Source organism: Methanocella sp. MCL-LM (genome assembly GCF_049676595.1).
Taxonomy (GTDB): domain Archaea; phylum Halobacteriota; class Methanocellia; order Methanocellales; family Methanocellaceae; genus Methanocella_A.
Genome location: NZ_CP187259.1, coordinates 1,347,199 through 1,373,444, shown reverse-complemented (window position 1 = coordinate 1,373,444; position 26,246 = coordinate 1,347,199). Strand labels below are relative to the sequence as shown.

The 26,246-nt window shown below is 55.0% G+C and carries 26 protein-coding genes and 1 tRNA gene; 10 read left to right on the top strand and 17 right to left on the bottom strand.

The window, feature by feature from the left end; all coding sequences use genetic code 11:
- Positions 1 to 52: 52 nt before the first annotated feature.
- The 3 genes from ACPLPM_RS06820 to ACPLPM_RS06810 are packed head-to-tail and all read right to left on the bottom strand — an operon-like array spanning position 53 to position 2,416.
- A complete protein-coding gene (locus tag ACPLPM_RS06820) occupies positions 53 to 769 on the bottom strand; it encodes an ABC transporter ATP-binding protein (RefSeq protein WP_424359490.1) in 717 nt (238 codons plus the stop codon).
- On the bottom strand, positions 762 to 1,895 hold the full coding sequence (locus ACPLPM_RS06815) for an ABC transporter permease (protein WP_424359489.1): 1,134 nt from the start codon (positions 1,893 to 1,895) through the stop codon (positions 762 to 764). The genes ACPLPM_RS06820 and ACPLPM_RS06815 overlap by 8 nt, the downstream gene beginning before the upstream one ends.
- Positions 1,896 to 1,900: 5 nt before the next feature.
- Positions 1,901 to 2,416: a PadR family transcriptional regulator gene (locus ACPLPM_RS06810; RefSeq protein WP_424359488.1), complete on the bottom strand. Its 516-nt coding sequence runs from the start codon at positions 2,414 to 2,416 to the stop codon at positions 1,901 to 1,903.
- Between the two features lie 295 nt (positions 2,417 to 2,711).
- Here ACPLPM_RS06810 and ACPLPM_RS06805 point away from each other — a divergent pair, with 295 nt between their 5' ends.
- Together ACPLPM_RS06805 and ACPLPM_RS06800 are read left to right on the top strand one after the other, a co-directional pair.
- Positions 2,712 to 2,867 carry a hypothetical protein gene (locus ACPLPM_RS06805; RefSeq protein WP_424359487.1) on the top strand — a complete coding sequence of 52 codons (156 nt, stop codon included), beginning with the start codon at positions 2,712 to 2,714 and terminating at the stop codon, positions 2,865 to 2,867.
- A 67-nt stretch (positions 2,868 to 2,934) separates the two neighbouring features.
- On the top strand, positions 2,935 to 3,981 hold the full coding sequence (locus ACPLPM_RS06800; protein WP_424359486.1) for a hypothetical protein: 1,047 nt from the start codon (positions 2,935 to 2,937) through the stop codon (positions 3,979 to 3,981).
- Between the two features lie 260 nt (positions 3,982 to 4,241).
- Here ACPLPM_RS06800 and ACPLPM_RS06795 read toward each other — a convergent pair whose 3' ends face one another.
- A complete protein-coding gene (locus ACPLPM_RS06795; RefSeq protein ID WP_424359485.1) occupies positions 4,242 to 6,410 on the bottom strand; it encodes a DNA topoisomerase I in 2,169 nt (722 codons plus the stop codon).
- Positions 6,368 to 7,159, bottom strand: a complete 792-nt coding sequence (locus ACPLPM_RS06790) for a DUF169 domain-containing protein (protein ID WP_424359484.1) — start codon at positions 7,157 to 7,159, stop codon at positions 6,368 to 6,370. Before ACPLPM_RS06790 ends, ACPLPM_RS06795 begins: the two co-directional genes overlap by 43 nt.
- Positions 7,160 to 7,321: 162 nt before the next feature.
- Between ACPLPM_RS06790 and ACPLPM_RS06785 the strand changes: the two genes are divergently transcribed.
- The 3 genes from ACPLPM_RS06785 to ACPLPM_RS06775 all read left to right on the top strand — a co-directional run bounded on the left by ACPLPM_RS06785 (position 7,322) and on the right by ACPLPM_RS06775 (position 9,298).
- Positions 7,322 to 7,597, top strand: coding sequence for a hypothetical protein (locus ACPLPM_RS06785; RefSeq protein WP_424359483.1), 276 nt, complete (start codon positions 7,322 to 7,324; stop codon positions 7,595 to 7,597).
- Between the two features lie 64 nt (positions 7,598 to 7,661).
- Positions 7,662 to 8,546 carry a metal-dependent hydrolase gene (locus ACPLPM_RS06780; protein ID WP_424359482.1) on the top strand — a complete coding sequence of 295 codons (885 nt, stop codon included), beginning with the start codon at positions 7,662 to 7,664 and terminating at the stop codon, positions 8,544 to 8,546.
- A 119-nt stretch (positions 8,547 to 8,665) separates the two neighbouring features.
- On the top strand, positions 8,666 to 9,298 hold the full coding sequence (locus ACPLPM_RS06775) for a hemerythrin domain-containing protein (protein ID WP_424359481.1): 633 nt from the start codon (positions 8,666 to 8,668) through the stop codon (positions 9,296 to 9,298).
- Between the two features lie 106 nt (positions 9,299 to 9,404).
- On the opposite strand, the gene ACPLPM_RS06770 is transcribed toward ACPLPM_RS06775, so the two are convergent.
- Positions 9,405 to 9,659: a SemiSWEET family sugar transporter gene (locus ACPLPM_RS06770; RefSeq protein ID WP_424359480.1), complete on the bottom strand. Its 255-nt coding sequence runs from the start codon at positions 9,657 to 9,659 to the stop codon at positions 9,405 to 9,407.
- 155 nt (positions 9,660 to 9,814) lie between these two features.
- Positions 9,815 to 10,315, bottom strand: coding sequence for a hypothetical protein (locus tag ACPLPM_RS06765; RefSeq protein WP_424359479.1), 501 nt, complete (start codon positions 10,313 to 10,315; stop codon positions 9,815 to 9,817).
- Between the two features lie 187 nt (positions 10,316 to 10,502).
- Here ACPLPM_RS06765 and ACPLPM_RS06760 point away from each other — a divergent pair, with 187 nt between their 5' ends.
- Positions 10,503 to 11,453 carry a cation diffusion facilitator family transporter gene (locus tag ACPLPM_RS06760; protein ID WP_424359478.1) on the top strand — a complete coding sequence of 317 codons (951 nt, stop codon included), beginning with the start codon at positions 10,503 to 10,505 and terminating at the stop codon, positions 11,451 to 11,453.
- A gap of 880 nt (positions 11,454 to 12,333) precedes the next feature.
- Here the strand turns inward: ACPLPM_RS06760 and ACPLPM_RS06755 are convergent.
- The 3 genes from ACPLPM_RS06755 to ACPLPM_RS06745 form a co-directional block, all read right to left on the bottom strand.
- Positions 12,334 to 12,407, bottom strand: a tRNA-Val gene (locus ACPLPM_RS06755).
- A gap of 105 nt (positions 12,408 to 12,512) precedes the next feature.
- A complete protein-coding gene (locus ACPLPM_RS06750) occupies positions 12,513 to 13,538 on the bottom strand; it encodes a YncE family protein (RefSeq protein WP_424359477.1) in 1,026 nt (341 codons plus the stop codon).
- 188 nt (positions 13,539 to 13,726) lie between these two features.
- A complete protein-coding gene (locus ACPLPM_RS06745; RefSeq protein ID WP_424359476.1) occupies positions 13,727 to 14,002 on the bottom strand; it encodes a hypothetical protein in 276 nt (91 codons plus the stop codon).
- 174 nt (positions 14,003 to 14,176) lie between these two features.
- On the opposite strand from ACPLPM_RS06745, the gene ACPLPM_RS06740 reads away from it, so the two are divergent.
- Together ACPLPM_RS06740 and ACPLPM_RS06735 are read left to right on the top strand one after the other, a co-directional pair.
- Positions 14,177 to 14,860 carry a hypothetical protein gene (locus ACPLPM_RS06740; RefSeq protein WP_424359475.1) on the top strand — a complete coding sequence of 228 codons (684 nt, stop codon included), beginning with the start codon at positions 14,177 to 14,179 and terminating at the stop codon, positions 14,858 to 14,860.
- Positions 14,861 to 15,093: 233 nt separating this feature from the next.
- A complete protein-coding gene (locus ACPLPM_RS06735) occupies positions 15,094 to 17,202 on the top strand; it encodes an OB-fold nucleic acid binding domain-containing protein (RefSeq protein ID WP_424359474.1) in 2,109 nt (702 codons plus the stop codon).
- Positions 17,203 to 18,004: 802 nt separating this feature from the next.
- On the opposite strand, the gene priL is transcribed toward ACPLPM_RS06735, so the two are convergent.
- A complete protein-coding gene (gene priL, locus ACPLPM_RS06730; RefSeq protein WP_424359473.1) occupies positions 18,005 to 19,108 on the bottom strand; it encodes a DNA primase regulatory subunit PriL in 1,104 nt (367 codons plus the stop codon).
- A gap of 280 nt (positions 19,109 to 19,388) precedes the next feature.
- Between priL and ACPLPM_RS06725 the strand changes: the two genes are divergently transcribed.
- Positions 19,389 to 19,580, top strand: coding sequence for an Em GEA1 (EM1) (locus ACPLPM_RS06725; RefSeq protein ID WP_424359472.1), 192 nt, complete (start codon positions 19,389 to 19,391; stop codon positions 19,578 to 19,580).
- A 56-nt stretch (positions 19,581 to 19,636) separates the two neighbouring features.
- On the opposite strand, the gene ACPLPM_RS06720 is transcribed toward ACPLPM_RS06725, so the two are convergent.
- The 6 genes from ACPLPM_RS06720 to ACPLPM_RS06695 all read right to left on the bottom strand — a co-directional run bounded on the left by ACPLPM_RS06720 (position 19,637) and on the right by ACPLPM_RS06695 (position 25,454).
- Positions 19,637 to 20,377 (bottom strand): DNA polymerase sliding clamp, encoded by a 741-nt coding sequence (locus ACPLPM_RS06720; protein ID WP_424359471.1) that lies wholly within the window; start codon positions 20,375 to 20,377, stop codon positions 19,637 to 19,639.
- Positions 20,378 to 20,497: 120 nt separating this feature from the next.
- Positions 20,498 to 20,818 carry a transcription factor S gene (locus ACPLPM_RS06715; protein ID WP_424360045.1) on the bottom strand — a complete coding sequence of 107 codons (321 nt, stop codon included), beginning with the start codon at positions 20,816 to 20,818 and terminating at the stop codon, positions 20,498 to 20,500.
- A gap of 430 nt (positions 20,819 to 21,248) precedes the next feature.
- Positions 21,249 to 22,685, bottom strand: coding sequence for an alanine/glycine:cation symporter family protein (locus ACPLPM_RS06710; RefSeq protein WP_424359470.1), 1,437 nt, complete (start codon positions 22,683 to 22,685; stop codon positions 21,249 to 21,251).
- 106 nt (positions 22,686 to 22,791) lie between these two features.
- Complete coding sequence (locus tag ACPLPM_RS06705; protein ID WP_424359469.1) at positions 22,792 to 23,340, bottom strand: hypothetical protein; 549 nt, start codon at positions 23,338 to 23,340, stop codon at positions 22,792 to 22,794.
- A gap of 149 nt (positions 23,341 to 23,489) precedes the next feature.
- Positions 23,490 to 24,131: a PHP domain-containing protein gene (locus ACPLPM_RS06700; RefSeq protein ID WP_424359468.1), complete on the bottom strand. Its 642-nt coding sequence runs from the start codon at positions 24,129 to 24,131 to the stop codon at positions 23,490 to 23,492.
- Between the two features lie 681 nt (positions 24,132 to 24,812).
- On the bottom strand, positions 24,813 to 25,454 hold the full coding sequence (locus ACPLPM_RS06695) for a CDP-alcohol phosphatidyltransferase family protein (RefSeq protein ID WP_424359467.1): 642 nt from the start codon (positions 25,452 to 25,454) through the stop codon (positions 24,813 to 24,815).
- 115 nt (positions 25,455 to 25,569) lie between these two features.
- On the opposite strand from ACPLPM_RS06695, the gene ACPLPM_RS06690 reads away from it, so the two are divergent.
- Positions 25,570 to 26,136: a nicotinamide-nucleotide adenylyltransferase gene (locus ACPLPM_RS06690; RefSeq protein ID WP_424359466.1), complete on the top strand. Its 567-nt coding sequence runs from the start codon at positions 25,570 to 25,572 to the stop codon at positions 26,134 to 26,136.
- The last annotated feature ends 110 nt before the right edge of the window (positions 26,137 to 26,246 follow it).

The window sequence follows — 26,246 nt, the reverse complement described above, 5'->3', positions numbered from 1 at the left end:
ATGCAGATGGGTTATATAGACATGTCGCAAAATAAAAAAGAGAGGAAGCGTATCAGGCTCCCTCTATCAGCCCGTCCCGGACCTTGATGACCCGGCCGGTCTGTGCCGCCAGTTCTGGGTTATGGGTGACCATGACGATGGTGAGCCCCTGAGCGTTGAGGCGCTTGAAGACGTCCATGATCATGTCGCCGGTCTTCGTGTCCAGGTTACCGGTCGGCTCGTCCGCCAGCAGCAAGGCCGGTGCCTTGACGAGAGCCCGGGCGATGGCGACTCTTTGCTGTTCGCCGCCCGACAGCTCCACGGGCCGGTGGTTCATCCGGGCTTCCAGCCCGACCAGCTTCAGGGCTTCCGCGGCCTTAGCCCGGCCATCCTTGATTCCCGCAAGCCGGGCCTGCAGTTCCACGTTCTCCAGCGCGGTGAGGAAGGGCAGCAGGTAGAACTTCTGGAACACGTACCCGATTCTGGCGCACCGGACAGCTGTCAGCGCCGAGTCCTTCATGCGGGAGACATCCTGCCCGTCGATTATAGCCTGGCCGGAGGTCGGCGTATCCAGGCAGCCGATGATGTTCAGGAGAGTCGATTTCCCCGAGCCGGAGGGCCCGATGATGGAGACGAATTCTCCTCGCCTGATGGCGAGGTTAACTCCCCTGAGCGCTTCGACTGTCACTTTGCCCATGCGGTAAGACTTTTTAAGGCCCCTGGCCTCCAGCACGACTTTACCCTCGGCCGATCTATCTGTCTGAACGTTCATGACCTGTTGCTCACTCATAGCGAATCGCCTCCAGCGGCTGAATCTTTGCTGATCTGTACGCAGGAATAAGGCCTGCGATGATACCGATGACCGTCATGAAGATGATGGCCCGCAGGATGACGTCGACCGATGCGAATGCTGCCCCGAACATGAGCTTCATGACCACGAAGGAGATCAGCACGCCGATGAAGCTGCCGATCAGGCAGACAATGATTGATTCTTCCATAACCATCATCAAAATTTTCAGGCGGCTTGCGCCGATAGCACGCAGCATGCCGAACTCTTTTGTCCGCTCGGAGACGGACATGAACATGACCATCAGCGTCACCACGCCTGCCACCACGAGCATCGTCAGGTTGATCATGCCCATGAAGGTGTGCGTCATCGATGCCATATTGTTCAGCGTCTCAGCCACGTCCTTTTGGGTCATGACTTCAAGCTCCGGGAACTGAGTCTTGACAGTGGCTGCTACCGAGTCGACTTTGTCCTCCGAAGGCGCCGCTAGCAGCACGGTCGAGACACCCGGGCGGTTGAAGATCTCCTGCGCCGTGCTCAGCGGCACCAGGACCATGCCGTCGACCAGGATGGAGCCGGTGGGCTGCGCGATGCCGATGACCGTCATGTTCCGGTTCTGCACTGTGATCTGGTCGCCCACATTCGCCTTATAGTGAGTACCGGCAGCATAGGCGCCGAGGATTACGTCGTTGTCCCCGAGGTGTAGAGAGCCGCTGGCGCTGTCGATCCGGGCATCCCCGTAATAGGCCTTCTCATGGCCGGGCTCTATGCCGACCGCGATTACCTGGGGGGGGCCGCTCTGGAAGAGTGACGGCGCCTGCGGCACCAGCAGCAGCGGGGAACTCCGACCTGCATCAATGCCGCTTACTCTCATGAGCTGGTCTGCCTTTTCCATGGTCATGCTCGAGGAGACGGGCGGGAACTCCAGCGCTCCTCCGGCCTGCGTCGAAGGCGTCTTCACGTACATCTGCCCGACGAGCTTTGCTTGCGAGTCGGTAAACATCTGGTCCATTGCGCTCGTTGCGGTGGAGAGTACCAGGAACAGCATAATACATACGGAGATAGCGATTACCGTCAGCCCTGTCCGGGTCTTCCTCTGCCACATATTCTTCAGTGCTATATCGATCATCAATATCACTCCATCTCTAACAATTTCCTGTACATCTCCACCGTGTTGCCGATGGCGGCGATGCCGTAGTCCAGCACCGCCATAGAAAACTTGTCCATGTACTGGCCGAACTGCTCCCGCTTTTTTTGAGCTTCCGATAGCTCGTTCACCTTTGCGTGGTACAGTGGCTCTATGATCTTCCGCCGCTCTTCCCAGGTGATGAGCCCGAAGAAGGAAGCCCGGGCCAGGAAGTCGAATTCATCTTCCCTCGGGCCCAGCGGCGTGGCGACCAGCTCTTTCAGCCGTTCTATGCCTGCCGGGGTCACGTGGAACGTCTTCCGGTCAGGCACCTTCTCCTGCGCTTCGCGCTTACCTTCGATACACCCGTCGGCCTCCAGCTTAGATAATCTTGGGTAAAGCCTGCTGTTGCTGAGGTTGACGTACCTCTTGCCGTAGGTAAGCTCGATGTTCTGCTTCAGCTGGTACCCGTGAGCAGGCATTCCCAGCAGCGAGCCGAGTATGATTAAGTCCAGATCAGCCATTGTGTTATACGACCTAGTTCTGATTGACATATGTCTTGTTAATACTATGTCTAAATGACCTATGTCCAATTGACCTAATAGCAGTCCGGGTATTTATAGGTTGCTATGGTGGGGTTCTGCCATGCAGAGTAAGCGCATCGATTACCATTTCCCGGAACACGCCGCCCCAGGAGATACAAAGGCAAATAATAGACTGTAATTACAAAATTAGTATTATAACAGCGTATTTACTGCAAAGGCTAAATATTGGCGAGCCTAATTGATTAGTAATACTAAACAGGTGGTCTGAACGGATATGCTTGCCGAGGAAAGGCTCAAATTTTACGGAAGCTGGTGCCCGCACCAGCAGACAGTCTTCTGCCAGAACAGGGAAGGCTGCAGCGACTGCTGCATCCGCGAAGAGTACGAGATCGCCACGATCACTACGGCTCAAAAGATCATAGCAGCCTAAACTACCATTTTCCGAAGTGGCATCGCCACCATCATCCTTTTCTACCGGCCTCAACCAATAGTAGTCTATGTCAGGGCAAGAGGCTGCCGCTACGAAAATATCGCTGGCGGCTAAGCTGGTATTCATCCTTCTGGCCGGGACACTGTCGATGTTCTTCGCCGAAGTACTCTCCGGCTCCTCGGTCCTGTGGTTCGTCTCTCCCTGGGCCTGGCTGGTCACCTTCTGGCTATACCTGGCGCATTTCCTGCTGTTCATCAACCTGGCTTTCATCTTCAAGAGAACCTCGCTCACGGCACTATACCTGTGGGGTGTGCTCTTCGGCCTCTACGAGGCCTGGATTACCAAGGTCACATGGGCCGGCTACATAGGCTCCGAGCCGGGCTGGGGTAAAATTCTGGGCTTCGCTTTCCCAGAGCTGCCGCTGATCGTCTTTTTCTGGCACCCGGTCTTCGCCTTCATCCTGCCGGCGCTGTGCTTTGAGATCCTGTCCGGGGAAAGCAGAATATTGCCCGGCCACCGAGGGATCCTGACCAAAAAGCGCAGGAACTGGATGCTGGCAATAGCGGTCGTCATCATCGGCGCGGCCTTCCTGTCCTTAAATGCCAGAGGCAACGTCCTCGCGGTTGTCCTGAGCATCCTTGGCAGCGCCACCATAGCGGGAATACTGTACTGGATAGCCTCCCGGCGCTACGGACGGCAGTTCTCGTTAGAATCGCTGCGGCTGGGCAAAACGGGCATGACCATCCTCCTCGGGTACCTGGCGCTGCTGTACTTAGTGACCTTCGTATTCCTGCTGCCGGAAAGAATCGCATCGCCTCTGACGATATTACTAACCTTTTGCATCTATGCGGTGATCGTGCTACTCCTGTACCTAAAGAAGCCGGATGAGCCTGGGGCCGGAGACCTCGCTCCAGAGACCAGGCATTTCAGCCGAAAAGATCTCGTGGTCATGCTGGCAATGCTTACCATCCTCGGCATAGTATGCAGTTTACTGGTACCACTCATATCGATACCAATAGTCATCCTCTACCTGGCTCTTGTCATAGCCGGGCCTGTATTGCTACTGGTGACATTATGGGATATCTGGAAGGACAGAAGAAGAAAGGGGCTTTAAGTGCAGTGCGAGCATCAGAGTGATTATAGTCATTACTGAAACGTTTTGTACGAGTTCCCGTACCATTTACACGAAGTACGCAAAGTACGCAAAGTACTCAAAGTACGATAAAAACGGCATGCTGGAAAATGATCTTATCATAAAACTTCGTGTACTTCGCGTACCTCGCGTACTTCGCGTAAACGGTACCTGTCTGTCCTAAAAGTTTCAGGAAAAACATATAGTTAAAACTTCTGCGTCTCTATGCTCCCTATAGATAATCACCGCCCTGTAGTCGTGTTTACAGGTTTTGATATATAGGGCATAACAGACGGGTTTTCCTTTCTACAGGCAGGGCACCCGAAGTCGTAAGCCTTGCCTCTGACCGCTTTACCGTCAGGCCCTTTGGTGGAAGGCGGGGTCACCTTGATGTGGTGCAGCCGGTGCTTTTCGCAGACGACCTTGTCGAACTTGAGAGAGCCGGGCGGGATATTATACGTGTTGCGGCAGTTCGGGAAGCCGGTGCACGCGATGAACTTGTTCTTGTCGGACTTTCTCTCCCTGACGACCAGGGCGGAGCCGCACAGCGGGCATGGCCCGATGTCGCTGTCTGCAGCGAAGCCCGACCGGAGGATACGGCCGATTTCCATGCGGTTTTTCTCAAGCTGGTGGAACACTTTGTCCAGCATCTCCCGGGACTCCTTCGCGACAGCGGCTTTCTTAAGCTGGCTGGCTGCGATAGAGTCCATATCCCGCTCGAGCTTACTCGTCATGGCGTTGCTGGTGATAGCCGATGCATAAGCTTTCAGGGCGTCGATCAGCGAGATTCCGGTAGCCGTCGGCTGGGGCGGGTTGCCCTCGATGAAGCCGCGACTATACAGCTTCGCCAGTGCCTCGTGTCTCGTCGCTTTCGTGCCGAGGCCCAGGTCTTCCATCATCTGGACGAGTTTGCCTTGACCGTACCGTTTAGGGGGCTCGGTCTTTTTCTCGAGTAGATCTGCTCTCCGGACCAGCAGCGGATCTCCCGCCTTCAGCGCCGGCAATAGCTCGTCCTTCTGCAGGCCGTAGGGATAGTGTTTCCTCCAGCCGGGAACGGAGAGCTGCTTCCCGTTTGCCACGAACGGCTCTCCGGAGAGATCGATCTCCGCCTTGATCACTTCCCATTCGCAGGCAGGGGCCAGAGTCGCAAAGTACCGGCGAACTACGAGCTCGTAGAGCTTCCACTGCTTATCGTCGAGGTCCTTTCGCATCGCGCAGGCTACTGGATAGATAGGCGGATGGTCCTTGGTCTCGACTTTGCCTCTTGTAGGAGTCAGCGTGGGCGCGACCAGCAGCTCGAGCGCACTCTTCGCGAAGTCGGGGCTGGTCTTGAACATGCCGAGCAGATCTTTCAAGTTTAAGGTATCGGGGTAGACGGTGTTATCAGTACGGGGATAAGAGATCCAGCCGTTGATATACAGCGCTTCGGCGATCTGCATCGCGCTGGCTGCGGTAAACCCCAGAGCGCTTGCGGCTTTGACGAACTCGGTCGTGTTGAAGGGTATCGGCGGCTGCTCCTTTTTCCGGTCGGCTTTGACGTCCTTGACCACCGCAGTTTTGCCGAGCTTCTTGTGGATGGCAGCGGCCTCTTCCTTTTTGTCAAACCGTCCCCGCTTGTGAGATGCCGTGAATGACCGGTCTTCTTTCAGCAGCGTGGCTACGATCTCCCAGTAGGGCTTCGAAGCGAACGCCTGAATCTCCTTTTCCCTGTCAACGATTAGAGCCAACAGTGGCGTCTGCACTCTGCCCACGGACAAGAAATCTTTGCCGAACTTGTTCCCGGCGATGGAGACGAAGCGAGTCAATGCTGCGCCCCACACAAGGTCTATCTCCTGTCTGCACTCCCCGGCTGCCGCCAGATCGAAGTCGACAGCAGTGGGACTGGCAAAGGCCTTCGTGATCTCTTCTTTTGTAAAAGAGCTGTACCGCACCCGGTCGAACGTCGGGCTGGAGATCTTTTTGATGATATAATAGGCCTCGGCGCCAATCATCTCTCCTTCCCGGTCGTAGTCAGTGGCAATAGTCACCCGCTTTGCCTTAGTGGCCAGAGTGGCCAGCGCTCCGACGAGGTCCTTTTTCGACGGGTAGGTGAGCACCTGGGCCCTGATCAGCTCCCGGGGCGGAAAAGCGCTCCACTTCTGGTAGGCCTCCGGGAAATCCAGCTCGAGGATGTGGCCGGCCAGGCCGATCACCAGAGCATCTGCTGCCTTAGACCTGTAAGCCTGCACACCGTTGATGCGCTCTGGCATTCTGTCTTTAAAGAGTATGGCGGCAATCTTGCTTGCCGCGTCGTGCTTTTCGGTGATGATCAGGTGCATGCCGATAACCCATAAACCGGCATACCTTATGAGCATGACGGTGGCGGGAACTACAGCTGGTCCCGGGTGGCCGGATAGGTCTTCCCGGGGCACCTTTCCACGAACGACTGCTCGCAGTCCTCGCTCAGCTGTACAGCCATGCTGATCGGCATGCTCAGCGCCATCAGATCAGGGGGAAACCAGTCGTTGCCATAGGCTGCGGTGGGGCCGATAAAAGCAGTATCCTTCGGAACGTTCTCGCAGAAGCCGGCAGGATAAGAGATAAACGTGGCGCAGTGGGCGCCCCAGGCAGCGATGACCGGCGCGAACAGGTCTGCCCTGTTGAAGTGGATCAGCCCGCTGAGGTTACGTATCTGCTCTGCGCTTCCGAAGCACAGTACAGAGAGAGGCCTGGGAAGGTTTTCCATCTGCCGATCATACGCCCCCATAACCAGATATTTTCCGGGTGGCGTTACCTTGCCGAGGCTTTTCAGGCCTGCATCGCAGAGGTCCGGCGTCGCTTTCAGGTAGTGAGCAAAGTGTTTACCGTCGCCTTTAGGCACGGAAGCATACATGGCCTTCATCATTGGGGGCATCTTCATGAAGCCCAGCCAGGCAGAAGCCCCAAAGCAGCAGCCTTTCATGGCATCGCCGCCAAGGTAAACGGGAGGCACTTCGGGGTGGATGGCCATTTTTAGCAACGCCTTTGCCAGGCATTTATGACCTTCGGTGATCACTGCGGATACCTGCACGGACCCGGCCGGAGGGTTGTCGGCAGCGAACACGTAAACAGGCCTCAGGTGTAGCCTGCCGGCGCTGACTATCTTTGCGTTGACCTGGCTCATCGAAAATTCGGGCTGCATAGCGAACCTCTGGTAACAATTTACAGTTAGCCCTCTTTTATTAAATACGAACCCTGAGATTACCCCGGAATTCGGGTCCGCTCATAACTTCAAATCGAATTATGCAGGTGCCACATGAAGTCTCATTCGGGATCAGAATTGAAAACAGCTACAACAGCAATCATGATTACCCTACTGCTGATCGTACTGGCGTTGCCTGCGGCAGCTCAGACATGTCAGGGCTACACGTACGGGCCATATGTACCATCCTGGACCGGCGGAACAGCCTATGCTTTGGGCTGCCCGGGATGCCCCGGGTGCCCGGATAACCCGATAGTGAACCCGGGTGAGCCAGGCTGCTACGCCCTTAACCTCGGATGCCCGGGATGCCCGGGATGTCCGGATTACAATGCCACGCCCGGGCACCCGGGAGGGCCCGGTTGCCTGATCTTACGTTAACGCCCGGCTTTGCGGCTGGCATCCACAGGTAACATATTTATCACCCGGCACTGAAATTGATCACGTGGACAGCCTGACCCATGCCCTGGCGATATCAGTCGTTTTTGCCGCTGCCGGCCGGCATGACCTTGTCCCGTTTGCGGTGCTGGGAGCGGTCATCCCGGACATCGACGTAGTTTTCCAGCGGTTTTCGGACAGATATCCGCGGCTTTACATCTTCACCCACGGCGGCATAACTCATAGCATAGCAGGGGCTGTAGCAATAGCAGTCCTGTCTGCCATAGCAGGGCTTGTTCTGGTTCCCGTGGCGCTCCCGGCATACGGGGCGATCAACCCGGCTCTGACGATCGGAACAGCCGTCGCGGGAGTGCTATCCCACATAATCCTGGATTATCTGGCCTACCCGGGCATACCTTTGCTTTATCCGCTCACCGACCGCAAGTTTACGCTGGGCATCATGGCAGGGCCGAGCATTTTTCTGACGATAGCGAGCGTGAGCTACTTGTTGCTGATCATGGCCGGCGTGGCCGACATTGCCGAATCATGGCCATACGCCCTGTTTTTCACCGCCGTCATCCTCACGTGTGCCTCGCTGAAGGTATACGTCGACCGCCGGGTCGACGGCAGGACAATACCCGGCTTCATACCGGTAAGCTGGCTGGCCATATCGGAAACCTCCGACGCCATCAGTGTTCATAAGTACGACCTGGTTAAAGGGCCGGGTGAAAACGTGAGGTACGAGAAATATCGCGGGCGTTCACCCGGTTTGCAGCCGGAAAGCGAGAGCCCGGAGCTTCGACGAATGCGTTACCACTCGTATGCGGTAACGGAGGAACACGACGGAGATACTGTCCGGTATGTCGATCCGCTGCGGGAGCACGGATACCTCTGGTACCCCCCATATTTTAAGAGCGTCCGGGTACCCGTGAAAAAAGTGCATGGCCGGTAATGTGGACGACTCTGAACGCGGGTGACGTTATTGGCAACTGACGCCGTACTCGCCGATCAGGGATGGTTATTACGAAGATTAACAGCGTACACGGATGGGTTTTGCCTTTTATCTGTAACATGGTCCAGATCGCGCCGCAGGAGACTCCGGGCAGGTTCGGGGAAGAGTCGGTGATGACCTCGCCGACGGAGATGCTGTCCCGAGAACACGCGCTCATGGAGCGGCTGATGATCTCGATCGAGAGCATGATAGCGAGCATCGCTAACGGCGAAAACATGGACCTGCGGCCGCTTCACAGGGCAGCCATGCTCATGAAGAGAGTAGGTTCTGAGCATCATATGGTAGACGAGGAACGGCTGATCTTCCCGAAGATCGAGACATCCGGCCGGCATGCTGATCTGCTGAGAACGTTGAGGCTGCAGCACGATAAGGGCCGGGCAATCATTGACAGAGTCATCGATCTGACCGAGGCCGGCGGCGTCGACACCATCGGGGAGATGAACGAGATCGTGAGGCTGTGCATGTCATTCATCGTCATGTACAGGTCCCATGCCGCTGTGGAAGAGACAATCCTGTTCCCGGCGCTGTACGATTTCGCGACCAACGACGAGATCATGAACATCCAGGCGATCATGCGCGGCGAGGAAGAAGGGCTGATGAAAGACCAGAAGTTCCACAACATGATGGACAGCCTGGCCGCCATCGAAGCAGTTGCGGGGACGTCTGATATCAGCCGGTTTACTCCGCGGTGAGATAGCAATACGAACGTTCACGAGCACAGAGACAACATGGTAGATAGTACTATAGTAATCAGAAGCCCGCACAGCGCAGCGATCGCTTTGCGTTTTATAAGCAAAGTTATGGATAAACTTTTTTTAGCCCCAGTATGATGAAGCACAGGCTGAGGCTGAGGCTATTCCACAGGATGATGATCAGGTCCGACCGGAGGATGCCGTAGATCAGCCAGAGCAGCATGCCGCAGCCCATGAAGAGGAAAAAGAGGGTGGAGATGTCTACGGCGGATTTGGTCTTGAGGATCTTGTGGATCTGGGGAATAGTACTTCCGGTAGTCAGCGCTCCTGCGAATAGTCCCAGAATTAGCACGAAATCCATTGTTTGGGGTAGAGCCAGCTGTAAGTAGAAATAGTTTATCACCCGCCATATGCCGGGGGCATATCTGGTACAATGGGCAGGAGTGCAATCGCTGGAAAAGAAGGATACAGGGCCATGACCCTGTATGTTAAGAGCCTGGTGGTAGGCAGGTTAACTTAGGCGTCCTTGTAGGGCATGTAGCGGGCGCCTATTGCCTCGAATTCTCTGGATATGACGAAGGACATCATCTCTCTGACGGTGCAGAAGGTGAGCTCCTTCGGAAGCTGCAGCTCTTTGAGCGCGTAAACGTAGTTCACGTGGAAGATCTGGACTGATGCACAGGCATCTTTGATCAGCTCGTTCTTTTCCCCGTCGCAGGTCCTCTTCCAGGCTTTGAACTCCCGGTCTCCGCTGAACAGCGCCCGGGCTTTAGCGCCGGTGTACTCGACCCCGTCCTTCCTGACCTGAAGCTGCTCGCCATCGACCGTCACTTTGACGATCCGGTTCGTGCCGACCTGGTACTCCAGGAGGTCGCCGTCGTAGAACAGCGTCCGGTTGTGGTCAGCCAGGTATTCTTCGGTCAGCGGGCAGATGATGCTGGTGTAGCCTTTGAGGTCCATGAGGTCGTTCAGAAACTCGCTCACGGTCATGTCTTTGATGCCAAGCTCTTCGATCATTCCCTGATATCTCCACTCAATTTAATTGTATTACGCCCTCTCCGTTTATAAGAATTACCATTGCCGGGAACTCACTTCTCACTTAACGGGGTTAATTTTCTGCGGTGGAAGAGGGTTTGAGCAGCATCCGACATCCCTAAATAGTAGCACGGCGTATCGCGAAGTTTACCTATAACCGTGAGAAACGATGGCCAATAGTAGTATTGATCAGCTGAATAAAGAAAAAACGAGCATCGCCCGCCTGTCGATAGTGTCGAACCTGTCACTGGTCATCCTGAAGCTGATAGTAGGCTTCATGATCGGTTCGGTGAGCGTGATATCCGAAGCTATTCACTCGGGCATCGACCTTATAGCGGCAGTCATCGCATATTTTTCTGTACGCAACTCGAGCAAGCCGCCAGACCGGGAGCACGCGTTCGGGCACGGCAAGCTGGAGAACATCTCCGGCACCATCGAAGCGCTCCTGATCTTCGTCGCCGCAGGCCTGATCATCTACGAGGCATACGAGAAGATCCTTCACGGAGTCGTCCTCGAGGACGTCAGCCTGGGTATCGCAGTCATGCTCATTTCAGCCATAGTGAACCTCTACGTTTCCCAGAGGCTCATGAAGACCGCAAAGCGCACCGAAAGCATCGCGCTCGAGGCAGACGCCTGGCACCTGCGGACTGACGTGCTGACGTCGCTGGGCATCTTCGCCGGGCTGGTCGCGATCAAGCTTACTGGAATCACGATACTTGACCCCATATTCGCCATCCTGGTGGCGCTCTTCATCCTGAAGGCAGCGGTGGAATTACTGATCAAATCAGTCAAAGACCTGATGGACGTCAAGCTACCCGAGGCTGAGGAAAAAGAGATTTGCCAGATCATCGAAGACCACTCTAAGCAGTACGTGGGCTTCCACGAGCTGCGGACGAGAAAATCGGGCTCGGACAGGTTCATTGACCTGCACCTGGTGGTCTCCAGAGAGCTGACCATCGAGCAGGCTCACGGCCTGGCCGACCACATCGAGGAAGACCTCAAGAAGAGGTTCCCCCGGGCCAGCGTCATCATCCACATGGAGCCCTGCGAGAACGGGGATGAGTGCGGGAAGTGCAAGGCACAGGATTGCAGCAAGTACCAGTATAGGGAAGAAGAGTAGGGCTGAGAGAAATTTCTTTTCTTTATTTATGGGCGAGAAGCCGGCACTCGCGAGGGAATAGAAATATGTTATGCCGCGAGGATGATAGAAGCATAAAAATAACTGCTAATTGCTTAATTAGCTTCATATAATATCAGTGATAAACAAAAAGCATCACATGAACAAATTATTAGCTATATTACTTATTCTATTGTACATCGCGATTCTGATTCCTTTTAACGCTAATGCTGTGAGTAATACTTTCTCTATCCATGGTACGGTAACAGAGGAAAATTGTACCCCGATACCGGGCACCACGATCACATTATCAGCCCCTTCGCTAACTAAGTATACTCACCATAGCTATTATCCAAATGGATCTGTCTTTGCTACCCTCCCCAGTAGCAATGGCAGTGTCGAATCCGTTAACGTCACAGCTGAGAGAGATACTTCGGTAATTAGGACAACTGTTACAGATAACAACGGTAGTTTCGAGTTCGTTAACGTGACGGCCAGTGCAGACTATTGTGAACTTAGATTCTATTACCCGGATCATAAGCAATACTTTCCGCCGGGAAACTCGTTCAGGTATGTCGATGCATCTGGCATACAATACGTTAATGTAACCCGGATAAAAGTGGAAAGCGATGCACCGCCTGGATATGATACAGCATCGGGATTTGAGGTAGTAATAGCAGTAGCGTGTATAATTTTTATAGTGCTATCGCGGGATAAAAAGTAAGCCTTATAATAACCGAGTGTTAGGGGGGCTTTTTGTAAAAAGCCCCCCTCGCCACCCCTCAAAAACATCGCTTAAAAAGTGCTCTTCGAGCATGATACGGTGTCGAGACCCAGGGGAACTTTTTTAGAAAGTTCCCCGGGAGCCCCTCAAAAATCTTAATGGGCCCGAAGGGATTCGAACCCCTGACCTCCGCCGTGTGAAGGCGACGTCATAGCCAGCTAGACCACAGGCCCCATTGATAATTGCAGCATAACAGTGCCTTTCATCTCTTATAAAATTATCGGCCGAATTATGTACCTCTTACGGTTGTACTATGAGAAAACCAATTTCCTGCGAGGCTATTGCCCCGCGGGAAAGGCGGCGTTGCTTCCCCTGATGCCCATCCGGGATTCGATCATCCTCGACTGCGTGTCAAATTTCACGATCGGAGCGTCTTCCGACAAGATGTACAGGTACCTTCCGTCAGGCGTAAGCATGACGTGTCTGGGGCACTTTCCAACCGTGATCCGGTCTTCTATCCTGCCGGTGTCTGCATCGATGATGAGCAGGCTGTTGGCATCGCAACAGCTGAGATAAACGTACCGACCGTCAGGGCTTACGACCACGCCGGAGGATGACCGGCCCTGCATGTTCACCGTATCTTCCCGTGACATGGTATCGGTATTGATTATTGCCAGGTAGTTTGCAGACCAGATGCTCACGTACACCGTCTTTCCGTCAGGGCTTACTGCCACGTCGGCTGCGTTACCCCCGGCCAGGCCGCAGCTGATAGATTTTACGATGCTTGCCTTTTTCGTGTCGATTACGGTGAGCCGGTTATCCCAGTAGTCGCTCATGTACAGGTATTTACCGTCGGGGCTGACCGCCATACCCCAGGAGAATGGTACATCGTAGACGGTTCCGATGACCTCGTAGTTTGTCGTATCCACAATTGCGACGTTACCCGGCGCATCGTGGCCGCAGTAGTTGACGAACAAGCGAGACCCGTCCGGGCTTAGCTCGGCCCAGCATGCGCCCATATCAAAGGTCAGGTTTTTCACGATCGAGTCATCCGCGGTATCGATCACTGTCACGTTATTGCCATTACAGACATACAGCCGCCCATCATCCGGGTTTGCGACGATAGCACCTGAGCCGCTGCCCAGGGTTACGTTTGTCAAAATACGATCAGTCTGCGGGTCGATTTTCCGCAGGATGCCGCCTTCAGTAGTAAGGTATACAGAGTAAGGCTCTGGAGAGGTGGCCGGATTGAGCCAGGGAACCGTAAATATTCCACCCTTAGCGCCGGGATTGCCCGAGGTGATGACACATGCAAAGAGCAGTAAAATAAGGGCGCTAAGGACACCTATCAGCAGTATGATCAAAGTCAGAATTACCAGAGCGCTCCGGGAACCCTTCTTGTTAACGGCCTTACCGGGCTGCCAAAACGGCTGGTTACCGCGTGGTTCGCTACTGTCCACAATACCTACCCGGCCTAGCTATTGCTCTAATTAATAATGAAGATTACCATAAAAGCGTTTTTTATTAATCAAAAAAGTATTGTAGTAAAGGTTTAGATGGGTATGCCTTTCTCTTTCCTCAGGAAGTCCAGGCCGTGCTCTTTGATGTGGATCTCCAGGTCTGTGGCCTTGCCGCCGCTCATCTCCCGCTTTTCTATGGCGGCGAGGTCTTTTTGCTCGAGCGTCTCGCAGGCTGCGATCACGTCCTGGACTGGCTTATCGATATTGTTGGCGATCTCGCTCGCTTTCACGCCGTCGAACTTGTTGTGGTGCAGCGAGGATTTAAGGTACATCAGCACCTCTCTTTCAGGTCCCGAAATTACTGCCATGACATATCACCATAAAAGGATTGATCCGTAGGAGTTAATAGGTTTCTCGAATCCGTGCGGATATACAGCAACCGACAACCGGTTATCACGACCCGGTCAGCATAAATTAATTTCACAATTGAAATAAAAACGCTTATGTTTGCCGATTACAAAGCAGTATCAAGGTGGTTCCCGATGAAAATTAAATTGCTCGCTTTATCGATCGTCCTGATCTCGCTGATACTCTGCGGCTGCTGCTGCCTGCTGGCACGGGAAAACAACCCTGGCGGCTACGGGGCGCAGCAGCCAGATTACGGCAACGGTGTTGGCGGCGACGGCGGCGACGGCTACGGCGACTATATCCCGGGTTACGACGAAACACAATGGCAGCCAGCCACGCCTGACTGGATTAAGCCAGGGCTTACGGTGTACTACGATGGCTATTCAGCATTCGTCAAGGACGGCCAGTACAACAGTCCCGTCCAGACGGTCTGGAAGTACAAAGTAGATTCCGTCGACGGCAACGCGTTCTCCGGTACCACCTCGGTCACCATCCCGAACACCGGGCTGGAACCGATCACTGCGCAGTGGACGGCATATGACGGAGGCACCCACGATTACAGGTTCTGGATCAACCCCGCAAATCCTGCTGGATCGGTCACTGGCACAAACGGTGAGCCTTACACACTAGTCGCAACCATGCCTTACGAGCTGAATGGGAAGACTTACCAGGCGACGACACTGGCCTCCAGCATACCGGGCACCGGAGCAGAGTTCCACATCACCTACGATACGGAGACCGGCCTGATCCTCGCGCAGGCGATCAAGTACCCCACTGAGGAAGTGTACACCTACTTCAGCCACATGGCTTACGAGTGAGCGGCGCTAGTAGGCGCCTTTAGGCTCCGGGAGGAGCCTCGCCCGCTCACCTTTTCTCAACATCTTTATATAGCCAGAGGCTTCATAGTGTACTGCCTGCGCAACCCAGCTCTTTCTATCGGGAGCAGATCACGTAGCGTACGGCGTACGGCCTGCGGCGGCAATATTTGAGGGGAAAATATATATTAAATCCTCAAGGTGTTCGCTGCGAGCAAATTTATAAGGTTATTATCATGAGTACTGAATGTCCGACATGCCAGGGAAAGGGCTATGTCATCAAAGGAGAGCAGACCTGTCCTGCCTGCGGCGGCCAGGGTAAGGTCAAGAGCATGAACCTCATGCAGATGTCCGAGAAGGACCTCAAGGGCATGCTCGGCGGCTTCTGCCCCAAGTGTAAGGGAAGCGGCAAATTCCAGGAGAGGGAGAAGTGCAAGGACTGTGCAGGCACTGGTAAGCTCGCGGACTGCGACATCTGCGGTAAGCCGGCCCTGCCCGGGCAGACAGTGTGTGAAAACTGCAAGAGCGTTCACCCGGTCTACAAGCTGACTCCGGCATGCGACGTATCGGACCTCGAGGTCGGCAAGGCGTACTTCGGCAAAGTAGCGAACCTCGCCGATTTCGGCGTCTTTGTGAACCTGAACGATCAGACCAAGGGCCTCATCCACTCGAGCAACGTCCACCGGCCTTATGTGCCGGGCGAAGACGTCATCGTCAAGATCAACTCCATCAAGCCGAACGGTAACTTCGATCTTTTACCGCACAAAGTGACTTCTTTCCAGGTCGTCGAGGTGGAGAAGAATCTCCCGAGGACTAAGTCCTCCGACGTGGCAAAGTTCGTCAACAAGCTGGTCAGTATCAGCGGCGAAGTAGTTCAGGTCAAGCAGACCAGCGGCCCCACCATCTTCACGGTGGCAGACGAGGAAAGCTCGGTGTCCTGCGCAGCCTTCGTAGAAGCCGGAGCGAGGGCGTTCCCGGACGTCGGCTTAGAAGACATGGTCAGGGTCATCGGCGAAGTCACCAAGCGGAACAACGGCCTCCAGCTCGAAGTGCTGGACATGAAAAAGCTGGGCGGCGACGATGCAGCGAAGATCAAGCAGGTCATCGAAGAGGCCATCGACAAGAGGGCAGCACCTCCGCACGTGGACTTCCTCGTCCAGAGCGAAGTGCTGGAGAAGCTCAGGCCTCAGATGGAGAAGGTCGCCCTTCACATCAGAAAAGCGATTCTCAAGTCGGAGCCGATCATCATCAGGCACCACGCAGATGCCGACGGTATCTGCGCCGGCGTAGCCGTCGAGCGCGCCTGCCTGCCGTTAATCAGAGAACAGGGCGACTCCGATGCCGAACACCACTTCTTCTCCCGGTCGCCCTCGAAGGCGCCGTTCTACGAGCTGGAAGACGTGAACAAGGACCTGGTCATGGCCCTGGAAGACAACCAGAGGTTCGGCCAGCGCATGCCCTTGATCGTCCTGATGGACAACGGCTCTACCGAAGAGGACATCGACGCGTACAGGTACACCAAAGTATACGACATCGACCTCCTGGTCGTGGACCACCACCACCCGGACGCCATCGTAGACCCATACCTTAAGGGCCACGTCAACCCGTACCACGCCGGAGGGGACTTCGGCATCACCGCCGGCATGCTCGGCACAGAGCTCGCCCGGATGATCAACCCGGACGTCACCGAGGAGATCAAGCACCTCGCGGCAGTGGCAGCAGTAGGCGACAGGTCGGAAGCTCCGGAGAGGGCGAAATACCTGGAGCTCGTCAAGGACAAGTACTCTGAGGACGAACTGAAAAAGATCGCTTTAGCCCTGGACTTCGAGCAGTTCTGGCTCAGGTACAACGACGGCAGAGGCATCGTCAACGACATCCTCAACTTCGGCAGCGCAAAGCGCCACCGGGAGCTCGTCGACCTGCTCACCGAGCACGCCAACAAGATGATCAACGACCAGATGGACGCCTCCATGCCCCACGTGAAAGTCATGGACCTGCCTAACGGCGCCTTACTACACGCCATCGACGTGGAGCTCTTCGCCCACAGGTTCACCTTCCCGCCCCCGGGCAAGATGACCGGCGAGATCCACGATCGCATGTGTAAGAAGAACGAAGGCAAGCCCGTCATTACGCTGGGCTTCGGCCCCGACTTCGCAGTGCTCCGCAGCCGCGGCGTACTGATGAACATCCCCAGGATGGTCAGGGAACTACGCGAGGAAATCAAGGGCGGCGGCGTCAACGGCGGCGGCCACCTCGTGGTGGGCTCGATCAAGTTCGTCGAGGGTATGAGAAAGGAAGTCCTCGAGAAGATGACGCAGAAGATCGGCCAAGATCCGCTTGGCTAAAAGTATAACAAGGGTGAATATGGTGCCAGAGGCACGGGCTACCGTGCTCCTTGCACCTAACAAACATTACGTAATTTTCAACAAATGAAAACAGCTTGAGACAACAGTGTGAATGCTGCGCTGTGCCAGAGTCACAGATTCCAAGTATCCCCGCGCTTGTTTGGCTTGTGGTTACAGGACTGCCCGGTGCTCTGCCCTTGCTTGGATTTGCGTGGGTAGCACAAAGACACGAAAATCGTTTTTAGATGGACACAAAGTGCCCGAAATCCCAAAGATTCACGGCTAAATCACGAATTGCACGAAGGCACCGGTTAAAGCTCGAAGGACACCAATACACGGTTTAAAAACACGAACAAGTTCCGCGAAATCACTAAGACACCAAGTTAAAACAAACAACCATTTCGCCTTACCTCTGCCGTGACTTCTTTTACCATGCAGCCGCACAATATTCCTGATGCCTGTCAATGATGGCTACTGCTTGTTCAACTGTGTTTTAGTTTGGTGTCTTTGCGCATTCGCGGCACTTGTTCGTGTTTTTAGACCGTGCCCTTCGTGCATTTTGTCGATTGATAGTGCCTTGGGGCAGTTCGTGTTTTAGCCGTGCACCTTAGAGTATTAGGGTTTTAGTGTCCCTCTAAAAAAGTAGTTTAGTGTTTTCGTGCTACCCACGATAGCCCAAACAAGGCTGTAACACCGGACCACCGGTTACACTCCCGGCACGAGTATACTGGCAATCTGTGACTATGACACACCGCGGTCTTCGTCAACGTTCGCAGGCTCAGGGGCTTCAGCACGACAGGCTTCAATTACCCGGCAAGTTACCAGTCTCTACCTGGACGTTCTCAGCGGCAGTATCATTGACAGCCTTATCCTTGCTTCCTTTGAACGCCTGGGCAGCGGCCACATCTTTCGCCCTCCGCCGCTGGGATTTGCGGTAGTAGGACAGCGGATGGGTGACGTACTCGCAGAACTTGTTCTTGCCGATGCAGTTGCCGTAGGTCATCATGGTCTTGCACCCGGGACAGGTATACTCTGTGCCGCTGCTGCCCGTGATGTGTTGTACCTGGTAGTGGGTGAGGTCCTCCCGGAAGTCGGGGGCCAGCCGGTACAGGTCCATAATTGCATCCTTATCAAGGCCGATGTTGGCGAGGAAGGATGTCAATGCGAACCGGGCCGTGTGTGGCAGGTTGATGCCCTTCTGCAGGTCGGCCAGCAGGTTCCTCATGCACGGCGGGAAAGAGTCCTGGGTTACTTCGCCCTCGCCAGCCAGTCCTTTTTCGCTCTTGAGCTTATCGAGGGCTTCCCGGATCTCCAGCATATAAGGCTCGAGAACGGACTTAATTTCTGCCGGCACCTTAGCCCCGAAGCTGGCCTGGATTTTATCTCTGACCGCCTCTTCCAGCAGGCGGGCGAAAGCTTCCCGGGATACGTAGACCATGCCAGATACGACCTTTCTGTTGATCAGCTTCCACTCCAGGTTACGCAGCCCGGCCGCATACCGGAGATAGTCGGTGAAGTGGATGATGAACTCACGGTCTTTAGTCCTGGCAGATATGCCGAAGTCCCGGCCTACATCCAGGAGGCCACTCTCGCTTTCGCCCAGCAGCAAGGTGTATGCCCGCTTGGATTCCCACAGGGCAAACCGTTTCATCAAGTACTGGTCTTCGGTCATCGCCACCAGCATGCGGGCAACCGGATACGAGAGCAGTTCCCGCTCCGGATCAGGCAGCAGATCGTCTGCCTGAGCCTCACCCTTAATAGAGGTAAGGACCCTTTTTTTAGCCCTGGTCCGCACCTGCCCATAAGCCGGCTTCTGGACTATATCTGCCATAGAGTAGTTGCGGTCCCTGACGTAGGACAGCGCTTCCTGGGTAAACGGATACTTGGCAAAACCAACCGTGTCCATGACAGATGCTCCTCTTGCGGACTATCGCAGCATAAGCTGTTCCTGTAATAATGGCCGGGCCATATGTAAAAATCTTTTTAAAAGTTTCCCGGGAGAGTGTAAAAAAGGGTTTTCAATTCCAGTGCCTGCAATCGGCCGGCCCTTGACGCTCTGGATTAAACCACCGAGCTCCGGCTGGTGTTCGCGTTCTGTCCACATTCAGGACCAACAGGTCCAAGTTTTGTTTTTTCTACGGGTCATTTTAATTTCAATATACTACGGATGAGATTCTGGTGATGATATGGCCAGGAGGATGGAAGTGACAGATAAAGGCGGCATGTCCGTAAAAGAGGCAGGCCGCAAGGGTGGCCAGGCAACCTCAAAGTCCCACGATCGCAAGTTCTACGAGGATATAGGGCACAAGGGCGGGGTAAAAGGCGGCCAGAGAGTGAGGGAACTGATCCAGAAGGGGAAAGAAGCTGAAAGAAGATAAAAAAACACTGGCGTCAAGTTTGCGGAACAAACTTGAGCCTTTCCCTGTATATTTCTTTACTCAGACTCGATTCTCGGCGCCAGCAGGTAGATGACAGTGCCGTTACCACTGGCGATGCTGAAGGTGAACTTGACCGGGTAATCGCTGCCCAGGTCGATGTTGACCTGCTCAGCCTTGCCCAGCGACTTGACGATGTCGTTCAGGTAGTCCAGCGAGAACAAAGACCGTACGTTGCTCGTAGCCTGCAGAGAAATGAGGCTCGATTCCGGTATCTCGAGGCGCACCTTGTCCAGGTCGCCCTCTGCCTCGACATAGAAAGTCTTTTCCTGCACGCCCAGGGCCATGTGGTCCGAGACTTTTTCCGCAGCCTTGACAGCTCTCTTCAACTCTGCGCCGTTCAGCACGATTTTTCCGGGCAGCTCGAGAGACGGTACTTTCGGCTCTTTCCTGATGGAGCTGGGGTCGAGCAGCGACAGGGTATAGGCAAGCCCCCCCGTGCGAATCTCCAGCTTACGAGTCTCCTCGTTGAGGTTGAGCTCCAGCCGGTCGTCCCTGGCAGTCATGCCGAGGATGTCCATGAACCGGACCAGGTCTATGCCTATCTCGCCATCGGTAGCCTCGAAGGTGTCGAACGCCTTCGCGTTCAGGTCGAATGCCACCATGGCGACGTTGGCAGGATCAACCGCGCGCGCGGAGATGGAGTCCTTCGTGATCCTGAACTTGGCCTCGTCGACCAGAGTCGATACGGCCTCGATCGCGTCCTTGAAGACCTCTGCATTGATTGCCGCCTTGAACATGTTATATTCCTTGCCCTTGGTTATTACTAACTGTTGTTATCCCTATAGATAAATAAAAGCTTTGATACCAGACCTGCATCAGCAGGTTTCAGACCTGCCGATGCAGGTCTGCACGTTGCTCTAATTGTACTCACGCCAGGTCTTGCCGCACTGGGTGCAGCGGAAAAAGCGCACTTCGCTTTCATCGGCGCTGCGCAGCTGGCGCAGCCACCAGTAAGCTTTCTGGTTCCCGCAGTCAGGGCACTTGACATCTTCCGTAGTGGGCAGGCCTGCGTCCTGCTTGTCATCCAGTACTGTGATCTCCCGCTCCTGATCCTTGACGGGGCCGCCGACGATCATGTTGCCGGCCTGAGCCTTCTTCTCGTGGCCGCACTTGCGGCACTTCACCATGCCGCCACCGCCCGGCCTCATAATACTCTTGCATTTAGGACAGAATTCCATGAATGTATTCCTCTCATAAACGATCTTGCGGCACTGGCCGAAAGTCAACCCCGGCTTCTCGCCTGTCCGTTCAGGACCAAGCATCGGGTTCGCCGGCGCCTTCAGCCTGCGGCAGATCGATATCACCGGCCATCTCAGGCATCCGTGAGAATTTGAATAGACGCCCGCAAGCTTAAGGATTGCGGCGTCCGGGCTCGTTTCTGCACAGTCCGGCCCGGCGCTTACGCTTCGGAAATACTCAGAAGCCGGCCGCCGGGAGCGCCGGTTTGCCTACTATTGTCAGAGTTTCTTCTTATAAAAACTATTTTATGAAGCTTTCGGTGAACTATTGTACCTTCTTCTCGGCAGCTCCGGTCACCAGGTCCTTCCGGGGCTCGACTAACTGACTGATTACTTGATCATAAAAAAGAAAGGGGGCAAAAGCCCCCGTTTATGCAGGTGCCTTGTCGACGATACCGCCCTTCTTGCCTGCTTTGCGCTCGTCGAAGTACTTCTTCGTCTCCGCGACGACGACTCCGCTCAGCGCCAGCAGAGCAATCAGGTTGGGTATGGCCATCATGCCGTTGAACGTGTCGGAAATGTCCCACACCAGGCCGACCTTGGTCACGGAACCGAACAGCACCGCTGCGAGGAAGGCGACCTTGTAGACATTCTTCATCTTGTTGCCGAACAGGTAGTGGAAGCACTGTTCCCCGTAGTATGCCCAGCCGATGATGGTCGAGTACCCGAACAGGATGGCGGAGATGATGACGACAATCAGGCCAACGCCGCCGAGGCTCTGGCCGAAAGCCGCAATCGTCAGGCCCGAGCTGGTGAGCGTGCCGTCGTCCCAGAGGCCGCTGGTCAGCACGACAAGGCCAGTGATCGAGCAGATGATCAGCGTGTCGATGAAGACTTCGGTAATCGCTATCATGCCCTGGTAGACCGGCTTGTTGGTCTTTGCCGCAGCGTAGGCGATGGGAGCGCTACCCAGGCCTGCCTCGTTGGAAAAGACACCTCTCGCCATACCGTACCTCACAGCCTGCGAGACTGCGTAGCCGGCTGCTCCGCCTACTGCCGCATATGGCGAGAAAGCGTAGGTAAAGACCAGCATGAGGGCATCCGGAATCTTCGAGAAGTTCAGTGCCAGCACGATTAGTCCGCCGGTGATGTAGAGAATGGCCATGAAGGGCACCAGCACCGCTGCGACTTCGCCGATCCTCTTGATGCCGCCGAAGGTGACCAGTGCAGTCACCAGTACCAGGATAACACCGATGACGATGCTCAGCAGATTGATGCTGCCGAGGACGGGCACATCGATGCTGCCGCCGACAGAGATCTGTGAAGTAATGGCCATTGTAACGGAGTTAGCCTGCGCCATGCTCCCGATGCCAAACGCTGCGATCATGCCGAAGAACGCGAACAGCACGGCGAGCCACTTCATCTTCAGCCCTTTCTCGATGTAGTACATCGGGCCGCCGGACATCGTCCCGTCAGCGTTCTTAGTCCTGTACTTCACGGCAAGAACTGCTTCAGAGTACTTGGTCACCATGCCTACGAGAGCAGTGACCCACATCCAGAACAGCGCACCCGGGCCGCCCAGCACGATGGCAGTAGCGACACCGGCAATGTTACCCGTGCCGACAGTGGCCGACAGGGCGGTACATAGCGCGTGGAACGAGGGGATGTCGCCCTCCTGATCAGATTTCCTGGTCTTGACCGAGTGGATCATCATGGCAAACGCATGAGGCAGTTCCCTGAACTGCAAGCCTCTCAGCCGAAGGGTCAGCAACAGGCCGGTACCGACCAGCAGGACCAGCATTACAGGGCCCCAGACCCAGCCGTTAACGGTGTTTATCACTTCTTGTACAACCTCTAGAACTCCCATGGAATTTCCTCAATTAGATAATATGAAAGGGCTAGAGTACAAATCGGATAAATAGATATCGGTTTTAGCCGGCGCAAGCAGTCCCTACGTGCGCCAGCTTAGCTATTCAGGGTCTGATCACGGGCTTCTTCTTGATCAGCGAGTATAGCAGCGCCCCGATGACCGCCAGGATGATGCCGATAATCAGCGTTACTGGCAGGCAGCAGACGATATTGCCGATGACGGAGCCGAGAATCGAGGAGCCATCATACCCCGTCAGGAAGCTGAAGAGTATAGACAGGACAATGGCTACCGGCCGGTGAATGAGCTCTGCCACGGCTCCTGCGATAGCGCCTACGAGGGCTGCTTCACCTTTCGTCGTAAAAGGCGCCAGCTTTGCCGCAAGCGCTCCCGCACCGATAAAGGTCAGCAACTGCAACCCCTGGATAGCCAGATAGCCGAGGCCGATACCCATGAAGCCGGTAGACGGCAGCTCTGGCGTCCCCTCCGGAAGGTTCTCGGGATCTGCATACTGTTCCTGCCACTGCATCGATTCTTCCACAAACTGCTGCCCGCCGATCACGTTGACCAGAATATCGCCGGCGAGCGTCAGCAGGATCAGGATTATGGCTGCGATGACGCCAGCCTTTATTGCCGCTGCATATTTAGGGTCCATGATAACGCATCCTTACCCCACATTTATATCGCCGGCTAATAATAACCATATCTCGATAGATGTACGCCGACAAAATCAGGCAATAGAGGGGCGGTAGCACGTCCGATAAGTGTTGAGTTCGTCCGGCAACAGGCTTGCAGATCAGATAGCTACGGCAAAAACAGCCCTTCATTCTTGAAAATGTGCCGGGCCGTGTTATTCGCCCACGCCACCGAGCCGACGTCAGCCACTTTATGGGCGTCGCTGCCGATGGTGTACTTCACCCCGGCATCCCTGCACTTCGCCAGAAAGTCCCAGGAAGGCAGGCAGTGCTTGGAATTGATCTCGATAGCTACATCGTTATCCCGGAGCGCTTCTACCAGTTGTTCCTCATATTCCTGGATGGGGCTGAACTGCACGCCGGCGCTCCAGGCGTGGTGGGCGAGCACGTCGACTTTCTGGTCCTGCACTGCCCGTAGCACAGCGTGATAGTAAAGGTCCCAGGATTGTGCGCCGTGAAAGGAGGCAAGAACGAGATCCATACCATCGCGGTCGGCGAGGTAGACCTCGCCAGTCGGGAGAATCTCCGCCTCGATGCCCACGAGAACTTTAACCCGGTAGGACGGCTGGAGCAGCTCCACCTCTTTTCTCGTCTCCCGTACCATCTTTTCGGTAACGCCGCTACCGTGCCCCGGCCCGTGGTCGGTGATTGCCACCAGATCGAGCCCCTTCGCCTCCGCCGCCTCTATGACGCTGTGCACGCTATCCCTGCCATCAGATTTGCTGGTATGCACATGCATGTCGACCTTCATGAGGAAAGCTCCGGTAATGCTCACTAAATATGGCTCGTGCAAGCTTAAAATTTTGGTTTTCGAAGGAAGAACGTGAAATGATAAACCATGGCGGCACAATGACACGGGGACTTAGTGAGAAACGATAACAAGATCTAATGATTGAACCACGGCGGCACAGCTCTTTATCCTGATGACAAGAAATCAGATGTTTGAACCACGGCGGCACGGCGACACAAAGACAAGGCGATCCACGACAAGCCGGTGGTAACTGGAACCACGGCGGCACGGCGACACGGAGACAGTGGTGAACTGGTAAAAGTGAACTCTTTTTTATGTCCACGGCGACACAAAGACAGAGCATTAACCATACTATTACTGCCCAAGGGTTTTAGCCTGACTATCGATCGATAGCCTGAGGGAATCGAAACATATTGGTCTCCGTGCCGTCAGCCCGCCGTGCCGCCGTGGATCTAAAAAGAGGGCCTTGCTATTCTGGTACGGTTGTCTCCGTGCCGCCGTGCCGCCGTGGTTCAACTAACCATCATGCTATCGTTTCTCGAATGGTCTCCGTGCCGCCGTGCCGCCGTGGTTAGAACACCTGCTCTCCAGTAGTCAGGATAAGGAGTCGTGCCGCCGTGGTTCAATAATTAGATCTCGCCCTCCCAGCTCACCATTGTCTCTGTACCACTGTGGTTGGAATTAAAATTTTGTCCGGTTCCAGTACAGGTATAACACTCGCTGGAGAGCCGAAAGGTTGGTCCCGATTGCCACGATAGCGACGGCGATAGTCATCGCGCTGTAGCCGAAGAAGGTGAAGGCGCTGAGGCACGAGAAGACGATGAGGGTGATGACGGTCTCGGGCCGGCCGAAGATGCCGATGCCTTCGAGGGGGTCTTTGATCTTGCCGTCGTGCTTCTGCTGGTAGCCGATCTCCGCGTAGACGACGGGCTTGATGAAAGTGTTGATCATCGAGCCGATGATGGCGATGACAACAAGCCGCATGTCGACCATGCCGCCGAGGCCGATGCCCAGCAGCACGATACAGTCGACGTACTTGTCGACGATCCAGTCGATGGCAGCGCCGAACTTCGAGGCTTTATTGTTGATCCGGGCGACGCCACCGTCGATGAAGTCCAGCAGCCCGGATAGTAACAGCGCGGCGGCGCCGGCATAGGCGGCGCCTGTGAAGACGCCGTTTAGCCCGTAGAACGCGCCGGCCGCTATCCCGAGGACGAGGGAGAGCAGCGTGATCTGGTTGGGCGTGATGCCGGTAGCGGCAAAAATCCTCGATATAGGGCTGATAAAGCCGATCAGGTGATCTCGGTACTTGGTGAGGTTCAAACGCCGCCCTCCCGGGTCATGAAATGTTGAAACATTTAGTACTTAAATGTAGTGCATTATAGCCCGGTGATACATTAAAATACTTAACGACCGATTATCTTATCCGGGTAGTGACATGGCAAGAGCTTCTGGTAACGGGCAGACTGCGCAGATCAAGCGTGCGTTTTACATCGGCCGCTTTCAGCCGTTCCACAACGGGCATCTGAAGGTTATCTCAGAAATTTCCCGCGAAGCGGACGAGCTGGTCATCGGCATCGGCAGCGCGCAGCAGAGCCATACGCCGGAGAACCCTTTTACGGCGGGCGAGCGCATCCTGATGATCTCCCGCAGCCTGGAGGAACTTGACCTCTACAGCTACGTTATTCCGATCAACGACATCTACCGCAACGCGATCTGGGTGTCCCACGTGGAGTCGATGACTCCACCGTTTTCCTGTGTCTACTCCAACAACCCGCTGGTTTCCAGGCTGTTTTCCGAGGCGGGCTACGAGCTGAAGCACTCGCCCATGTACAACAGGGTCGCCTTCTCCGGCACCGAGATCAGGCGAAGGATGCTGGCCGACGAAAACTGGCAGCAACTGGTGCCCCCGGTAGTGGTTAAAGTAGTGGAAGAAGTAAGGGGTATCGAGAGGCTGAAGCAGGTCAGCATGAAGGGCGACATAGAGAGCGTCATCGAGAGCTGATTGTCTTAACCGGATATACCGGGCTCTGATACCAATTGTCACGCTGTACTAATTTTATTATATGTTGAACGTAAAATATAGTAGGATTAGCAAATCGGAAAGTGATTGGT

Excerpts from the sequence above, each read along its gene's own strand:
- ACPLPM_RS06790 (WP_424359484.1), bottom strand. The coding sequence starts at position 7,159 with ATGCAGCCCGAATTTTCGATGAGCCAGGTCAACGCAAAGATAGTCAGC.
- ACPLPM_RS06820 (WP_424359490.1), bottom strand. The coding sequence starts at position 769 with ATGAGTGAGCAACAGGTCATGAACGTTCAGACAGATAGATCGGCCGAG.
- priL (WP_424359473.1), bottom strand. The coding sequence starts at position 19,108 with ATGGACACGGTTGGTTTTGCCAAGTATCCGTTTACCCAGGAAGCGCTG.
- ACPLPM_RS06725 (WP_424359472.1), top strand. The coding sequence starts at position 19,389 with ATGGCCAGGAGGATGGAAGTGACAGATAAAGGCGGCATGTCCGTAAAA.
- ACPLPM_RS06810 (WP_424359488.1), bottom strand. The coding sequence starts at position 2,416 with ATGGCTGATCTGGACTTAATCATACTCGGCTCGCTGCTGGGAATGCCT.
- ACPLPM_RS06720 (WP_424359471.1), bottom strand. The coding sequence starts at position 20,377 with ATGTTCAAGGCGGCAATCAATGCAGAGGTCTTCAAGGACGCGATCGAG.
- ACPLPM_RS06710 (WP_424359470.1), bottom strand. The coding sequence starts at position 22,685 with ATGGGAGTTCTAGAGGTTGTACAAGAAGTGATAAACACCGTTAACGGC.
- ACPLPM_RS06775 (WP_424359481.1), top strand. The coding sequence starts at position 8,666 with ATGGTCCAGATCGCGCCGCAGGAGACTCCGGGCAGGTTCGGGGAAGAG.
- ACPLPM_RS06815 (WP_424359489.1), bottom strand. The coding sequence starts at position 1,895 with ATGATCGATATAGCACTGAAGAATATGTGGCAGAGGAAGACCCGGACA.
- ACPLPM_RS06800 (WP_424359486.1), top strand. The coding sequence starts at position 2,935 with ATGTCAGGGCAAGAGGCTGCCGCTACGAAAATATCGCTGGCGGCTAAG.
- ACPLPM_RS06740 (WP_424359475.1), top strand. The coding sequence starts at position 14,177 with ATGAAAATTAAATTGCTCGCTTTATCGATCGTCCTGATCTCGCTGATA.
- ACPLPM_RS06745 (WP_424359476.1), bottom strand. The coding sequence starts at position 14,002 with ATGGCAGTAATTTCGGGACCTGAAAGAGAGGTGCTGATGTACCTTAAA.
- ACPLPM_RS06765 (WP_424359479.1), bottom strand. The coding sequence starts at position 10,315 with ATGATCGAAGAGCTTGGCATCAAAGACATGACCGTGAGCGAGTTTCTG.
- ACPLPM_RS06785 (WP_424359483.1), top strand. The coding sequence starts at position 7,322 with ATGATTACCCTACTGCTGATCGTACTGGCGTTGCCTGCGGCAGCTCAG.
- ACPLPM_RS06690 (WP_424359466.1), top strand. The coding sequence starts at position 25,570 with ATGGCAAGAGCTTCTGGTAACGGGCAGACTGCGCAGATCAAGCGTGCG.
- ACPLPM_RS06715 (WP_424360045.1), bottom strand. The coding sequence starts at position 20,818 with ATGGAATTCTGTCCTAAATGCAAGAGTATTATGAGGCCGGGCGGTGGC.
- ACPLPM_RS06735 (WP_424359474.1), top strand. The coding sequence starts at position 15,094 with ATGAGTACTGAATGTCCGACATGCCAGGGAAAGGGCTATGTCATCAAA.
- ACPLPM_RS06805 (WP_424359487.1), top strand. The coding sequence starts at position 2,712 with ATGCTTGCCGAGGAAAGGCTCAAATTTTACGGAAGCTGGTGCCCGCAC.
- ACPLPM_RS06760 (WP_424359478.1), top strand. The coding sequence starts at position 10,503 with ATGGCCAATAGTAGTATTGATCAGCTGAATAAAGAAAAAACGAGCATC.
- ACPLPM_RS06700 (WP_424359468.1), bottom strand. The coding sequence starts at position 24,131 with ATGAAGGTCGACATGCATGTGCATACCAGCAAATCTGATGGCAGGGAT.
- ACPLPM_RS06705 (WP_424359469.1), bottom strand. The coding sequence starts at position 23,340 with ATGGACCCTAAATATGCAGCGGCAATAAAGGCTGGCGTCATCGCAGCC.
- ACPLPM_RS06770 (WP_424359480.1), bottom strand. The coding sequence starts at position 9,659 with ATGGATTTCGTGCTAATTCTGGGACTATTCGCAGGAGCGCTGACTACC.